Source organism: Caballeronia eucalypticola, from assembly GCF_047608185.1.
In the GTDB taxonomy this organism is placed as follows: domain Bacteria; phylum Pseudomonadota; class Gammaproteobacteria; order Burkholderiales; family Burkholderiaceae; genus Caballeronia.
This window is the reverse complement of record NZ_JBLKRU010000020.1, coordinates 30695-45085: the sequence shown is the minus strand read 5'-3', so window position 1 is coordinate 45085 and position 14391 is coordinate 30695. Positions and strand designations below refer to the sequence as shown.

The following is a 14391-nucleotide window of genomic DNA, read 5'->3' as shown; positions in this document are numbered from 1 at the left end:
CGGCACGGGGCGCTCGCCCTGCTGCGCGACGCGACGCATATAAAAGGCCGCTACAAGTTTCGCTGTTACTTTCAGTGCAGAACGGAGGCAGAACGCGCCGCTGGGCTTAAAGAATTGCCGGGCGCTAAAGGGGACGGTTTTCAGTAAGGAAAGACGCGCGTCGCCTATGCAAGCCCACGCGGCCGGAGACAGTCGCCGAATGCCCGACGAATAGCCGTGCGCTGACGAAAGCGATGCTCAGGAAGGACTACGTACGTCGCCCGTGGAACCCCACGCGGACAAAAACCGTCGCAAGATCCCCGACGAATACGCGCCGCCCAGCGCATGCAGGAACTCGAGGAAAGATTCGGGCGCGTCCGCGTCGGCGGTGTCCGAGACCGTGCGCACGACCGAACATGCAACACTGTGTTCGAAACACACTTGCGCGAGCGCCGCGCCTTCCATCTCGACCGCGAGCGCGTCGGGCAACGCCGCACGCAGCGCGTTCACCTCGTCGTGACTCGATACAAACCGGTCGCCGCTCACGATCAGCCCGCGATGCAATCGTGGCGGATGCACGCTAAACCGGCTCTCCAATGCGGCATGCTCATCGGCGAGAAATGCCTTGCATGCATCTGCCAAGGCGGCATTCAGCGTGGCATCGCCGGGAAAACAAGACATGCCCAGCAACGGCACTTCAAAACGCGGAAATAACGGCGAGGCGTCGAGATCGTGCTGCATCAGCGTGTCGCCAATCACGATATCGCCTACTTGCACGTCCGCGCGAACGCCACCGGCCACGCCCGTGAACACAATGGCGTCAACGCCGAACAGATGGATCAATGCGCTAGCCGTTGCGGCCGCGGCCACTTTTCCGACACGCGCCAGCGTCACCACGCACGGCACGCCATGCGCGATGCCGACGTGATATTCGCGCCGGCCGATGGTCTCAGTGCGCACCTCACCGGCCGCGCGCATCGATTCGATCAGATCGCCCAGTTCCTGCGGCAACGCGGCCATGATGCCAAGACGCTTCACGTCCACGCTCATTCCACGGCCTGCAACTTCGCCACCGCCAGCGCGAGCCACTTCTCCCCGTGGCGTTTGAAGCGGACTTGCGCGCGGGCATCGGCGCCCGTGCCTTCGAGTCCGATCACCGTGCCTTCGCCAAACTTGTTATGAAACACGGGCTGACCGACCTTGAAACCGGTGTCGGCGGCGCGTTGATTGTTCGCGAACGCGGGCAACGGCTTGCCAGCATCGGGATCGGCGTACGCAGCGCGTTCCTTGTCGGGCTTGGCGAACCAGTCGCGGCCCCAGCCGGCGTTATCCGACCGGCCGCCCCAGCGTGCGCCCGCCTCCACCTTCGGCGTGAGCCACTTGAGCGAGCCTTCCGGGAGTTCATCGAAGAAACGGGAACGGATGTTGTAACGCGTCTGGCCGTGCAACATCCGGCTCTGTGCAAACGACAGATACAACCGCTCCTTCGCCCGCGTGATTGCCACGTACGCCAGTCGCCGCTCTTCTTCGAGCCCGTCGCTTTCCTGAGCGCTGTTCTCGTGCGGGAACAGGCCTTCCTCCAGGCCCGTGATGAACACCGCCGTGAATTCCAGACCCTTGGCCGCGTGCACCGTCATCAGTTGCACGGCGTCCTGGCCGGCTTGCGCCTGGTTGTCGCCGGCCTCGAGCGATGCGTGCGACAGGAACCCGGCCAGCGGCGTCATGGTGTCGGGATTTTGCGCGGGATCGGCGGGGCTCTCCGGGTCGAGCACATCGACGGCCGGATCGCCGGTCGCCAAGCCAATCTCCGGCGCGTTCGTCGCGCCCGGACGAAGCGGAATGGAACGCGCGGGGGTATCGAGCCCATAGCCCTCCTCCTGCACGAACGCCGCCGCGGCATTCACCACTTCCTGCAAGTTCTCCAGCCGATCCTGACCTTCACGCTCGTTCTCGTAATGCGTGGCAAGACCGCTCGCGCGAACCACGTATTCGACGGTTTCCGGCAGGCTCATCTGCTGCGTTTCAGCGCGCATCTTGGCGATCAGTTGCGCAAACGCGCCGATGCTCGACCCCGCCTTGCCCATCACGTAGGGAACGGCGGCGGCCATCGAACAGTTGTAGAGGCGCGCGGCGTCGGCCAGTTGTTCGATCGACCTTGCACCGATTCCGCGCGTCGGAAAATTCACGACGCGGGCGAACGCGGTATCGTCGTTCGGGTTGTCGATCAGGCGCAGATACGCGAGCGCGTGCTTCACTTCCTGGCGCTCGAAGAACCGCAAGCCGCCATACACGCGATACGCAATGCCCGCATTCACCAGCGTGTGTTCGATGGTCCGCGACTGCGCGTTGCTTCTATACAGAATGGCGATCTCGCCGCGCGTCGCGCCGGCATGGATCATCGCCTTGATCTCCTCGACGATCCACGCCGCCTCTTGCGTATCGGTCGCGGCCTCGTACACGCGTACCGGTTCGCCATGACCGGCGTCGGTACGAAGATTCTTGCCGAGCCGCCGTGAGTTCTTCGCGATCAGGAAGTTGGCGGTATCGAGAATATGACCGTGCGAGCGATAGTTCTGCTCGAGCTTGATCATGTTGCGCACGTGGTACTCGCGCTCGAAGTCGTGCATGTTGCCGACATTCGCGCCGCGAAACGCGTAGATGGACTGATCGTCGTCGCCGACCGCGAAGATCGCGTTGTGCTCGCCCGCCAGCATTTTCAGCCACGCGTACTGCAGTTTGTTCGTGTCCTGGAACTCATCGACCAGGATGTTGCGAAACCGCGCCTGATAGTGCGCGCGCAACGGCGGATTGTGCGCGAGCAATTCGTAGCAGCGCAGCAGCAGCTCAGGGAAATCGACCACGCCTTCGCGCTGGCATTGCTGCTCGTAGGCTGCGTACAACTCGACGAACTTCATGTTGAAGGAATCGGTCGCGTCGACGTCTTTCGGGCGCAGCCCTTGTTCCTTGGCGTTGTTGATGAAGTACTGGAGATTCTTGGCCGGATATTTTTCATCGTCGATATTCAAGCCCTTCATCAGCCGTTTGATGGCGGACAACTGGTCGGCGGTATCGAGGATCTGGAAGGTCTGCGGCAGCCCGGCGTCGCGAAAATGCGCGCGCAGCATGCGGTTGCACAGGCCGTGAAAGGTGCCGATCCACATGCCGCGCGTGTCGATCGGCATGATCGCGGTCAGGCGCGCCATCATTTCCTTGGCGGCCTTGTTCGTGAAGGTGACGGCGAGAATGGTCGGGGGCGACGCGAATCCTTGCTGGATCAGCCAGGCGATACGCGTGATGAGCACGCGCGTCTTGCCGCTGCCCGCGCCCGCGAGAATAAGCGCCGGCTCGTTCGGCAGCGTGACGGCGGCAAGTTGTTCGGGGTTCAGATTGGCGAGCAGATCGGGCATGGGGGAGTTTTCCGGTGGGACAGGTATTATAAAACGGCGGGGAAGCGGTCGTTGGCACTTGGGTTGGGGACAGGGTCGCTCGCCTCAACTTCCCGCCGAACCTCCCCTCGAACAAATCCCGTGTGCGATTGAAGCGCCTTCGCGCCGGCCCCACCCTCCAACACCTTATAATTCCCCGACCCCCGCTTCTTTCTTACGCATTTTTCGGCAGATTCCACCCCATGAGTGACAACACGACTGACAACACGCTTGCGAAGAGTTTCGAGCCCCAGAACATTGAGTCCCATTGGGGCCCGGAATGGGAAAAGCGCGGCTACGCTGCGCCGACCCTGATCGAAGGCAAAAAAGATTTCTCGATCCAGCTCCCGCCGCCGAACGTCACCGGCACGCTGCACATGGGTCACGCGTTCAACCAGACCATCATGGATAGCCTCACGCGCTATCACCGCATGCTCGGCGAAAACACGCTGTGGCTGCCTGGAACGGACCACGCCGGAATCGCTACGCAAATCGTGGTGGAGCGCCAGCTCGATGCACAAGGCGTATCGCGTCATGATCTCGGCCGCGAGGAATTCCTGAAACGCGTCTGGGAATGGAAGCAGCAATCCGGTTCGACCATTACAGGCCAGGTGCGCCGCCTGGGAGCGTCCATCGACTGGTCGCGGGAATATTTCACGATGGACGACAAGATGTCGCCCGTTGTTATCGACGTATTCGTCACGCTGTTCAAGCAAGGCCTGATCTATCGCGGCAAGCGGCTGGTGAACTGGGACCCGGTGCTGGGCACCGCCGTCTCGGACCTGGAAGTGGTCAGCGAAGAAGAAGCGGGCAGCCTGTGGCACATCCAGTATCCGCTGCCCGACGGCTCCGGCCACGTGACGGTTGCCACCACGCGCCCGGAAACCATGCTCGGCGACACCGCCGTGATGGTCCACCCGGACGACGAGCGTTACGCGCATTTGATCGGCAAGACGGTCGTGCTGCCGTTGTCGAACCGGGAAATCCCGGTGATCGCCGACGATTACGTGGATCGCGAGTTCGGCACCGGCGTGGTCAAGGTCACGCCCGCGCATGACTTCAACGACTATCAGGTCGGCCTGCGCCACAAGTTGCCGATGATCGAGATCCTCACGCTCGACGCCAAGATCAATGGCAACGCGCCGGAAAAGTATCGCGGCATGGATCGTTTCGTCGCCCGCAAGGAAGTCGTAGCCGATCTGGAAGCGCTCGGCCTGCTCGAATCCGTCAAGCCGCACGCGCTGATGGTGCCGCGCGGCGACCGCACCGCCACGGTGATCGAACCCATGCTCACCGACCAATGGTTCGTCGCCATGAGCAAGCCGGCGCCGGAAGGCACGTTCCATCCGGGTAAATCGATTGCCGAAACGGCGCTCGACGTGGTCCGCAACGGTGAAATCAAGTTCGTCCCGGAAAACTGGTCGACGACCTATTACCAGTGGCTCGAAAACATCCAGGACTGGTGTATCTCGCGGCAACTTTGGTGGGGCCATCAAATCCCCGCTTGGTACGGCGATAACGGCGAAATTTTCGTCGCGAAAACCGAAGAAGAAGCCCGCGCGGAAGCTGCGGAAAAAGGCTATACCGGCGCGCTCAAACGCGATGACGACGTGCTCGACACGTGGTTTTCATCGGCGCTCGTGCCGTTTTCATCCCTCGGATGGCCGAACGAAACGCCGGAACTCAAGCACTTCCTGCCTTCGTCGGTGCTCGTGACGGGTTTCGACATCATCTTCTTCTGGGTTGCCCGGATGGTGATGATGACCACGCATTTCACCAACAAGGTCCCTTTCGACACGGTCTACGTCCACGGTCTCGTGCGTGACGCGGAAGGCAAGAAGATGTCAAAGAGCAAGGGCAATACGCTCGATCCCATCGATATCGTCGACGGAATCGACCTGGAAACGCTCGTTTCGAAGCGGATTACCGGCCTGATGGACCCGAAGCAAGCCGTAAAGATCGAGAAAAAGACCCGCAAGGAGTTTCCAGACGGAATTCCGCCGTTCGGCACCGACGCGCTGCGTTTCACGATGGCGTCCATGGCAACGCTCGGTCGCAATGTCAATTTTGATCTGGCAAGGTGCGAGGGATATCGTAATTTTTGCAATAAGCTGTGGAATGCTACCCGCTTCGTCCTGATGAACACCGAGGGCCACGATTGTGGTTTCGGTAAGCCGGAGGAATGCGAAGCAGGCGATTGCGGACCGGGCGGATACCTCCATTTCTCCCAGGCGGACTTCTGGATCGTGTCGCTGTTGCAGCGCGTGGAAGCCGAAGTGGAGAAGGGTTTCGCCGATTACCGTTTCGACAACGTGGCAAGCGCCATCTACAAATTCGTCTGGGACGAGTATTGCGACTGGTATCTCGAGTTGGCCAAGGTGCAGATCCAGACCGGCGCGCCCGAGCAGCAGCGCGCGACTCGCCGCACCCTGCTTCGCGTGCTGGAAACGGTGCTGCGCCTCGCGCACCCGGTGATTCCATTCATCACGGAAGCCTTGTGGCAGAAGGTTGCGCCGCTGACCGACCGGTATCCGCAAGCCGCTCAAGGCGAGGAAACCGCGTCGATCATGATTCAGCAATACCCTGTCGCGGAGCCATCTAAAATTGATGAATCGTCTGAACAGTGGGCGGCCGAACTGAAGGCAATCATCGATTCATGTCGTAATCTGCGTGGCGAAATGAATCTGTCGCCGGCGGTCAAAGTGCCGCTGCTGGCAACCGGTGACGAAGCACGGCTCAAGTCATTCGCGCCTTATGTCCAGGTGCTGGCGCGTTTGTCTGAGGTAAAGATCATTTCCGACGAATCCGAGCTCGATGCGGAGGCAAGTGGCGCGCCAGTTGCTATCGTAGGAACGAACAAGCTGGTGTTGAAGGTCGAAATCGACGTTGCGGCTGAGCGCGAACGGCTCACGAAGGAAGTGGATCGACTGACGCAGGAGATCGCGAAAGCCCGCGTGAAGCTGGAAAACGAGAGTTTCGTGGCGCGCGCGCCCGCCGCGGTGGTCGAGCAGGAGCGCAAGCGGCTGGCGGAATTCGAATCGACTTCTGACAAGTTGAAAGCGCAGTTGTCGCGGCTTCCGGCATAGGCCTTCGAGGGGTTGAGCGGGCCAAATACGCTCGGCTGAACCCTGAAAACAACCGATTGCTTGTTCCGTCTTATAGCAAAGTGCGTATTTATGCTTGAAGAATTAATTTCGCCGCACTTTTTTATCAACGCATCAACCTGCATCATGGCATCTGCTTCCATGCCCAACGTTTCAGGCTTGACGTTTAAACACGATACGAGGATCAGGGTCATCAAATGCTAAAAGTTACGAAAGCGGTTTTCCCGGTTGCGGGTCTCGGTACCCGATTCCTCCCCGCGACCAAGGCCAGCCCGAAGGAAATGCTGCCCGTCGTTGACAAACCGCTGATCCAGTACGCGGTCGAAGAGGCCATGGCCGCCGGCATCACGGAGATGATCTTCGTGACGGGCCGCAGCAAGCGCGCGATCGAGGATCACTTCGACAAATCGTATGAGATCGAAGCCGAACTGGAAGCGCGCGGCAAGCAAAAGCTGCTCGATCTCGTGCGCAGCATCAAACCGAGCCACGTGGATTGTTTCTATGTGCGTCAGGCCGAAGCGCTCGGTCTCGGCCACGCCGTGCTGTGCGCGGAAAAGCTCGTGGGCGACAACCCGTTCGCCGTGATTCTCGCCGATGACTTGTTGTACGGCACGCCGCCGGTGATGACGCAGATGATCGAAGTCTTCGACCACTATCACAGCTCGGTGATTGGCGTGGAGGAGATCCCGGCTCAGGATTCCAAGTCGTACGGCGTGATCGACGGGAAAGAATGGGAAGATAATATTTTCAAGCTGTCGGGCATTGTGGAAAAGCCGGAACCCGCCGATGCGCCGTCAAACCTGGGCGTGGTCGGGCGATATGTGCTGAAACCGCGCGTCTTCGATCACATCCGTGCATTGAAGCCGGGCGCCGGCGGCGAATTGCAACTGACGGATGCTATCCAGTCGTTGCTCGCTGACGAACAAGTGCTCGCGTACAAGTACCACGGCACGCGTTTCGATTGCGGCAGCAAGCTGGGCTATTTGAAGGCGACAGTGGAATTCGCGCTGCGTCATCCGGAAGTGGCCAAGGATTTCCAGGAATATCTGAACACGCGTTCGCCGCACCTGGTCGGTTAATTGCCAATGCTCAAACCCTAAGCCGCCAGCGCGCGGTTTTGCGGCCGAAAAAAATGCCCATGATTAAAATCATGGGCATTTTTGTTTGGCCTTCAGTCGATCAGCGACGGCGCATGAGGAAGGTGAACACCTTGTCGTGCGAGGTCGATTCCACCAGCTCATTGCCCGTTTGCTTCGAAAACGCGGCAAAGTCGCGTTGCGAACCCGGGTCGGTCGCCAGCACTTTCAATATCTGGCCGCTTTGCATATCGGACAGCGCCTTCTTCGCCCGCAAGATGGGCAGCGGGCACATGAGCCCGCGCGCATCGACTTCCTTGTGCACTTCCATCAGATTGAGCCTTGTTCGAACCCGCTTATTGAGGATTCGATTTTACCCCAGTGCTTAAAGATTCACCGCCTGGCCTTTAGCCAGGGACTCCCGCATCGCAATCCCGATACGTGTAGCCTCGCGCGCGTCGTTAAGCGTCAGACCCGTAGCGGGGCCTCCGCTCAGCGACGCCACGAACACCTCGGCTTCGTGCAGGAACGCGTGCTCGAAGCGCTCGAAGAACGTTGGCGTGCATTCGTTGCGCACGCCGCCGGCATCGTAGATTTCTACACGATTGACCCGCGGATTGTGTCCCACCGACAACGCCCCGCCCGTTCCGACCACTTCCGTTTGCGTATCGTGACCGTGGGCGCTGGTGCGCGATGCCTGGAACACCGCGATCCGGCCGCCCTCGAATTCGCAGATAGCGACACCGTTGTCGATATCGCCGCATTCCGCCAGTCCTTCGTGGATCGCGATCGTGCCGCTCGCAAAGACACGCGTGACGCGCGGATTGCCCAGCATCCAGCGCGCGAGGTCGATGTCGTGGACGCTGCAATCGAGGAACAGTCCGCCCGATGTCGGGGCGAATCGCACGAAAAAGCCATCGGGATCGTTCTTGTCGACGGTCTGCGAGCGGACCATGAACGGCCGGCCGATCGCGCCTTCGCTGATCTTGTTGAAGGCGTCGCGATAACTGGCGTCGAAACGGCGCACGAAGCCGATCATCACGTGCAGATGCGGAAAGCGCGCACTCTCTTCAATCACGCGATCGCACTGTTCCAGATCCAGCGACAACGGCTTTTCGCAGAACACATGCTTGCCCGCGCGCAACGCGGCGATGATCTGGTCGGCATGCAGCGATGTCGGCGTAACGAGCCAGACGGCATCAATCGATGCGTCTTTTAGTATCGATTCATAGTCGTCGTAAAGCGCGAGTTCGGGCAGGTTGGCGCTGGCCCATTCGCGTTCTGACGCGACCGGACTGCAAACGGCCGCTAGCGTTGCGCCCGGTACGTGCCACGCGAGATTTCGTGCGTGGCGCTGGCCCAATCGTCCCAATCCGACAATCCCAATTCGCACGGGCGCCTTCATGCCGCCCCCAGCTTGATGATCGTTCCCTCACGCCAGGACCGCGAAGCCGCCTCAGCGAGTTCCAACGCCTTCAGGCCGTCCGCGACCGTCGTGCGAACCGGCTTTCCTTCCTGGATGGCATCGAAGAAATGAGCGATTTCCAGTGCGTACGCCGCACGATAACGCTCGAGGAAAAACGCTTCCGGCACGTCATTCGATACAGCGGTCTTCGAATACGCCGTGACTTCAGTCGGACGCACATTGCCGGCTTGCAGCATGCCTTGGCTGCCAAGCAGTTCGAAGCGCTGGTCGTATCCGTACGCCGCGCGCCGCGCCGTGTTGATCTGGCACAAACGGCCGCGTTTAGTGCGGATCGTGACAGCCGTCGAATCGATATCACCCGCCTCCGCAATCGCCGGATCCGTCAGGCAGCTTCCGGTTGCGTGCAGGGTGTCGGCTTCATCGTCGAGCATCCAGCGGAAGATATCGAAATCGTGGATCAGCATGTCCTTGAAAATGCCGCCCGAATGCTTGATGTATTCCACCGGCGGTGCGCCCGGATCGCGGCTCGTGATCACCAGCATTTCCGGATCGCCGATCTCACCCGCCTCGACGCGCGCCTTCAATGCCGCAAAGGTCGGATCGAAGCGGCGCTGGAAGCCGATCATGCAGACCACGCCGGCTTTCGCGACGGCATCGGCGCACGCGCGTGCCCGTTCGAGCGTGAGGTCCACGGGCTTTTCGCAGAACACATGCTTCTTTTGCGCCGCCGATTTCAGGATCAGGTCAGCGTGCGTGTCCGTGCTTGAACACACGACGGTTGCGCCTATCGATGCATCGCCGAGTGCGCCTTCCACATCGGCCACTTGCGCGCCGTGAAGCGCGGCCAATGCCGCAGCGGCTTCCTTGTTGACATCGACTACGTACTTCAGGCGCACACCCGGCTGCTTCGCCAGATTCGCCGCATGGATCTTGCCGATCCGCCCTGCTCCGAACACCGCCACATCAATCGTCATAGCCGCCTGTCTCCCTTGATTCTTCTACGTTCAGTTCAAGCCGGTACGCAAGCGCGATAAACAGCGCCTGGCACAAGCAGATCGTGCTCGTGAGCGAACGGAACGCAAACGCGCTGCCTTCCTTCACGAACAAATGCGCGCTCGCGTGACGCGCGAGCGGCGAAAGCTGGCCATCGGTAATCACCAATGTCTTGGCGCCGTGATGCTGCGCGGCGCGCACGCAATACTGCGTTTCCTTGCCATACGGCGCGAAGCTGATTGCGACCACGACATCGCCCTTCTTCACGCTGCGGATCTGTTCGCGATACATGCCGCCGAAACCCGACACCAGATGCACGCGCTTAGCCGTGTGCTGCAGCGCGTAGACGATATAACTCGCCACCGGAAACGAGCGCCGCACGCCGATCACGTAGATATTCTCGGCCTGCTCCAGCATCTTCACGGCGGCTTCGAACTGGACGTCGTCGAGACCCGCTTCGAGTTCCTCCAGCCCGCTCCGGCTCGCCGCGATAAATTCGCGCGCCACCGATCCGCCCGACAACTTGCCCGGCTTTTCATCGATGAGTTTGCGGATGCGCTGTTGATAGCTCTGAGCGGAACCGTTCTGGCCCGTGTAGGCCTGCTTGAAGATTGCCTGGAGGTCGGAGAAGCCCGAGAAACCGAAGCGCTGCGCGAAGCGCACGACAGCCGAGGGATGCACGCCGCACGCGCTGGCGATGTCGCCAGTGCGATCCATCATCACGTTGCTGCGATGTTGTTCGATGTACGTCGCCACGCTTTTCAGCTGGCGCGGCAACGCGTCGTAGGCTTCGGCGATCCGCTGCATGAGTTCATCGACTGTCGGGATTTCAGCCGTCTGTTGCGTGTCTTGCGTGTCTTGCGTGTCTTCCTGCATGCCGCGCTCGTGGTTGGTTCTGTATTCGATGCAACCGATTATAGATACCAGAACGAACAAATGGAATTAATTTTCCAAACTTCGGCTAGTTAAACTTCCTATTGCAGAGCGACGAAACTTGTCCTAATCTTGGTCCTGAGCCAAGGGACGTCGAACGGCGATAAGCGCCGTACGCAAGACACCGGATGCTCATTCAGAACAACAACCGTGATAGGTGGAGACAATGAAACTTAGCAATCGCCGAGGCGCTCTGCGCGCGCTCGCGGCTGCCGCTGCGTTGTGCGGCGCAGCGGCATTGAGCGGTCAGGCAGCGCACGCCGCCCCTGACGGCCACTTCGTTTTGATCAGCCACGCGCCGGATTCGGACTCGTGGTGGAACACGATCAAGAACGCCATCAAACAGGCGGACGAGGACTTCAATGTCCAGACGGATTACCGCAACCCGCCCAACGGCGATATTGCCGATATGGCGCGCCTGATCGAACAAGCTGCGGCACGCAACTATGACGGCGTGATCGTCACGATTGCCGACTTCGACGTTCTGAAGGGGTCGATCTCCAAAGTCACCGCGAAGCACATCCCGCTTGTCACGATCAACTCCGGCACCGAAGAGCAAAGCGCGCAGCTCGGCGCGATCATGCACGTCGGCCAGCCTGAATACACGGCGGGTAAAGCGGCCGGCGAGAAGGCGAAGGCGGCGGGCATCAAGTCGTTCCTGTGTGTAAACCACTATGCGACGAACCCGGCGTCGTTCGAGCGTTGTCGGGGTTTCGCCGAAGCGCTTGGCGTCGATTTCAAGGCGTCCACCCTGGACGCAGGCCAGGATCCGACAACGGTGCAATCCAAGGTGAGCGCGTATTTGCGTAATCACCCGGATACGCAGGCCGTGCTCGCACTCGGCCCGCTCTCGGCGGACCCGACCATCAAGGCGCTCAAGCAGATGGGCGTGGCGGGCAAGCTCTGGTTCGCGACGTTTGACTTCGATAGCGACATCGCGAAGGCGATCCAGGACGGCACGATCAAGTTCGCCATCGACCAGCAGCCGTACTTGCAGGGTTATATCCCGGTCGCGGTGCTGGCTATCGTGAAGAAGGATCACACGACCGATCCGGTCAAGATTCGCCAGGCCCTGGAAGCGAATCCGAAGTTCAAGGAACGGCTGGCAACCTACGGGCTCGCACCGTCCTACGGGCCGCGCAATATCGGCTCCGGTCCGGGCTTTATTACCAAGGACAACGTCGACAAGGTACTCAAGTACGCAGGTCAGTACAGATGAACCCGATGGCGGCGCGGTCAGCCTGACCTCAAGCATGTAGCAAAGCCGCGCCGCCATCTTCGAACACACCTTCAGGCATTCATCACGTCATCCGCACCATTCACCTGTATCGCTCGCGCATCAGCATGTTCGCCCTGTGAACCCACGCCGCATCGCGAATGAAAGACGAAGGAGACATCATGGGCGTAGCCGGAAAACCTATTCTCTCGGGACATCGCAAGCCGTCTGACGGCGCCGCGACATCGAGTTCATCCACCGTCACCGCGTCCGCCGACGAACGCGTCCGCCGCGAATCCCGTTTCGGGCACATCCTGAATCGGCCGGAATTCGCCGCGATCTCCGGCGCCGTGCTTGTCTTTGTCGTGTTCGGAGTCGCCGCCGGCAGCTCGGGCATGTTCAATCTCGACGGCATCATGAACTGGTCGCAGGTGTCCGCTTACCTTGGCATCCTCGCCGTCGGCGCCTGCCTGTTGATGATTGCCGGCGAGTTCGACCTCTCGATCGGATCGATGATCGGCTTTGCCGGGATGATGGTCGCCATTCCTAGCGTCTATTTCCACTGGCCGATCTGGCTCGCGATCATTTTCGCGTTCGCGGGTTGCATGCTGCTTGGCGCGTTGAACGGTTATATCGTCATGCGCACACGGCTGCCATCGTTCATCGTCACGCTCGCTTTCTTGTTTATTTTGCGCGGCCTGACGCTCGCCCTTTCGATCATGTTCGCCGACCGGACCATCGTTTCCGGCGTAGGCGACATTGCCGCGAAAGACTGGCTTGCGAATACCCTTTTCCATGGTGTCGCGCTGCGAGATTTATTCGTGTGGCTGGGCCACGTAGGAATCCTGAAGATGCTCGATAACGGCCAGCCGCTCGTACCGGGCATTCCGAAAGTGATCCTCTGGTGGGTCGTGCTTGCCGCCATTGGCGCGTTCGTTCTCGCCAAGACCCGTTTCGGCAACTGGATTTTCGCAGCCGGCGGCGATGCGGTAGCGGCCAAGAACGTCGGCGTGCCGGTGCGGCGCGTGAAGATCTCGCTGTTCGTGCTGACCGCATTCTGTGCGTGCCTGTTCGCTGTATTGCAAGTGTGCGATATCGGTTCGGCAGCGGCCGACCGGGGCCTTGAAAAGGAATTCGAGGCGATCATCGCCGCGGTGATTGGCGGCACGTTGTTGACCGGCGGTTATGGCTCGGTAGTCGGCGCGTGTTTCGGCGCGCTCATCTTCGGCGTGGTTCAGATTGGCATTGGCTACACCAGCGTGCCCTCTGACTGGTTCCGCGTATTCCTCGGCATGATGCTGCTGATCGCCGTGCTGTTCAATCACTACGTGCGCCGTCGGGTATCACAGGCTCAATAAACAAGCCCAATAAACAAGCTCAATAAGGAGAAGAACCATGTCTGATTCGATCCAGAGCGCACCGCCCGCGCCCGCCGACATCATCCTCGCGCTGGAAAACGTCAGCAAGTTTTTCGGCAAGGTGATCGCGCTGAACGGCGTCACGCTGCGCCTGCGACGCGGCGAAGTGCACTGCCTGCTCGGCGACAACGGCGCCGGTAAATCGACACTGATCAAGACGCTCGCCGGTGTCCATGCGCCCTCCTCCGGCGAGTATCTCGTCGATGGCAACCCGGTCCGTTTCGGCTCGCCGAAAGAAGCGCTCGACCTGGGTATTGCAACGGTCTATCAGGATCTCGCGCTCGTGCCGCTGCTGTCGGTGGCGCGCAACTTCTTCATGGGACGCGAGCCGCAGAAAAAACGTTTTGGCTTTATCAACGTGATGGACCTGGACCTCGCCGCAGAAACATCGCGTGCGCGGCTGGCCGAAATGGGCATCAACGTGCGTGACCCGCATCAGCCTATTGGCACGATGTCGGGCGGCGAAAAGCAATGTCTCGCCATTGCACGGGCGATCCACTTCGGCGCGCGCGTGCTGATCCTCGATGAACCCACCGCAGCGCTCGGCGTGAAGCAGAGCTTCAACGTGCTCAAGCTGATCCACACGGCGCGCGCGAAAGGCATCTCCGTGATCTTCATCACGCACAACGTGCATCACGCGTATCCCATTGGCGATTCATTCACGCTGCTCAATCGCGGCAAGTCGATGGGTACGTTCACGAAAGACACGATCACCAAGAACGAAGTCCTCGACATGATGGCGGGCGGCGCCGAAATGCAGCAAATGATGAACGAACTGGAAGACGCACCGGCTTGAGCCGGCACGCGCGGCCACCGCAGTA

General features: G+C 60.4%; 11 protein-coding genes. 5 read left to right on the top strand and 6 right to left on the bottom strand.

Features of this window, described 5'->3' with window-relative positions:
• Positions 1 to 237 precede the first annotated feature (237 nt).
• Together ACMX25_RS22420 and ACMX25_RS22415 are read right to left on the bottom strand one after the other, a co-directional pair.
• Complete coding sequence (locus tag ACMX25_RS22420) at positions 238 to 1029, bottom strand: 5'-methylthioadenosine/adenosylhomocysteine nucleosidase (RefSeq protein WP_414952267.1); 792 nt, start codon at positions 1027 to 1029, stop codon at positions 238 to 240.
• Complete coding sequence (locus tag ACMX25_RS22415; RefSeq protein WP_414952266.1) at positions 1026 to 3386, bottom strand: UvrD-helicase domain-containing protein; 2361 nt, start codon at positions 3384 to 3386, stop codon at positions 1026 to 1028. Before ACMX25_RS22415 ends, ACMX25_RS22420 begins: the two co-directional genes overlap by 4 nt.
• Positions 3387 to 3607: 221 nt before the next feature.
• Here ACMX25_RS22415 and ACMX25_RS22410 point away from each other — a divergent pair, with 221 nt between their 5' ends.
• Entirely contained in the window at positions 3608 to 6490 is a 2883-nt protein-coding gene (locus ACMX25_RS22410) for a valine--tRNA ligase (RefSeq protein ID WP_414952265.1), read from the top strand.
• 215 nt (positions 6491 to 6705) lie between these two features.
• Complete coding sequence (galU, locus tag ACMX25_RS22405; protein ID WP_414952264.1) at positions 6706 to 7587, top strand: UTP--glucose-1-phosphate uridylyltransferase GalU; 882 nt, start codon at positions 6706 to 6708, stop codon at positions 7585 to 7587.
• A 100-nt stretch (positions 7588 to 7687) separates the two neighbouring features.
• Here the strand turns inward: galU and ACMX25_RS22400 are convergent, their stop codons facing one another.
• From ACMX25_RS22400 to ACMX25_RS22385, 4 genes are read right to left on the bottom strand one after another with little or no spacing between them, the layout of a single operon-like run.
• Positions 7688 to 7915 (bottom strand): sulfurtransferase TusA family protein, encoded by a 228-nt coding sequence (locus ACMX25_RS22400; RefSeq protein WP_031360613.1) that lies wholly within the window; start codon positions 7913 to 7915, stop codon positions 7688 to 7690.
• A 54-nt stretch (positions 7916 to 7969) separates the two neighbouring features.
• Positions 7970 to 8989, bottom strand: coding sequence for a Gfo/Idh/MocA family oxidoreductase (locus tag ACMX25_RS22395; RefSeq protein ID WP_414952263.1), 1020 nt, complete (start codon positions 8987 to 8989; stop codon positions 7970 to 7972).
• A complete protein-coding gene (gene iolG / locus ACMX25_RS22390; RefSeq protein WP_414952261.1) occupies positions 8986 to 9984 on the bottom strand; it encodes an inositol 2-dehydrogenase in 999 nt (332 codons plus the stop codon). The genes ACMX25_RS22395 and iolG overlap by 4 nt, the downstream gene beginning before the upstream one ends.
• Positions 9974 to 10879, bottom strand: a complete 906-nt coding sequence (locus tag ACMX25_RS22385; protein ID WP_414952260.1) for a MurR/RpiR family transcriptional regulator — start codon at positions 10877 to 10879, stop codon at positions 9974 to 9976. The genes iolG and ACMX25_RS22385 overlap by 11 nt, the downstream gene beginning before the upstream one ends.
• A 223-nt stretch (positions 10880 to 11102) precedes the next feature.
• Between ACMX25_RS22385 and ACMX25_RS22380 the strand changes: the two genes are divergently transcribed.
• The 3 genes from ACMX25_RS22380 (at position 11103) to ACMX25_RS22370 (ending at position 14366) form a co-directional block, all read left to right on the top strand.
• Positions 11103 to 12155 carry a sugar ABC transporter substrate-binding protein gene (locus tag ACMX25_RS22380; protein ID WP_414952259.1) on the top strand — a complete coding sequence of 351 codons (1053 nt, stop codon included), beginning with the start codon at positions 11103 to 11105 and terminating at the stop codon, positions 12153 to 12155.
• Between the two features lie 179 nt (positions 12156 to 12334).
• Positions 12335 to 13510: an ABC transporter permease gene (locus ACMX25_RS22375; protein WP_414952337.1), complete on the top strand. Its 1176-nt coding sequence runs from the start codon at positions 12335 to 12337 to the stop codon at positions 13508 to 13510.
• 37 nt (positions 13511 to 13547) lie between these two features.
• Positions 13548 to 14366 (top strand): ATP-binding cassette domain-containing protein, encoded by an 819-nt coding sequence (locus tag ACMX25_RS22370; RefSeq protein ID WP_414952258.1) that lies wholly within the window; start codon positions 13548 to 13550, stop codon positions 14364 to 14366.
• The last annotated feature ends 25 nt before the right edge of the window (positions 14367 to 14391 follow it).

Bases quoted from the DNA above. Each gene is read 5' to 3' on its own strand.
- ACMX25_RS22420 (WP_414952267.1), bottom strand. From the start codon at position 1,029: ATGAGCGTGGACGTGAAGCGTCTTGGCATCATGGCCGCGTTGCCGCAG.
- ACMX25_RS22415 (WP_414952266.1), bottom strand. From the start codon at position 3,386: ATGCCCGATCTGCTCGCCAATCTGAACCCCGAACAACTTGCCGCCGTC.
- ACMX25_RS22410 (WP_414952265.1), top strand. From the start codon at position 3,608: ATGAGTGACAACACGACTGACAACACGCTTGCGAAGAGTTTCGAGCCC.
- galU (WP_414952264.1), top strand. From the start codon at position 6,706: ATGCTAAAAGTTACGAAAGCGGTTTTCCCGGTTGCGGGTCTCGGTACC.
- ACMX25_RS22400 (WP_031360613.1), bottom strand. From the start codon at position 7,915: ATGGAAGTGCACAAGGAAGTCGATGCGCGCGGGCTCATGTGCCCGCTG.
- ACMX25_RS22395 (WP_414952263.1), bottom strand. From the start codon at position 8,989: ATGAAGGCGCCCGTGCGAATTGGGATTGTCGGATTGGGACGATTGGGC.
- iolG (WP_414952261.1), bottom strand. From the start codon at position 9,984: ATGACGATTGATGTGGCGGTGTTCGGAGCAGGGCGGATCGGCAAGATC.
- ACMX25_RS22385 (WP_414952260.1), bottom strand. From the start codon at position 10,879: ATGCAGGAAGACACGCAAGACACGCAAGACACGCAACAGACGGCTGAA.
- ACMX25_RS22380 (WP_414952259.1), top strand. From the start codon at position 11,103: ATGAAACTTAGCAATCGCCGAGGCGCTCTGCGCGCGCTCGCGGCTGCC.
- ACMX25_RS22375 (WP_414952337.1), top strand. From the start codon at position 12,335: ATGGGCGTAGCCGGAAAACCTATTCTCTCGGGACATCGCAAGCCGTCT.
- ACMX25_RS22370 (WP_414952258.1), top strand. From the start codon at position 13,548: ATGTCTGATTCGATCCAGAGCGCACCGCCCGCGCCCGCCGACATCATC.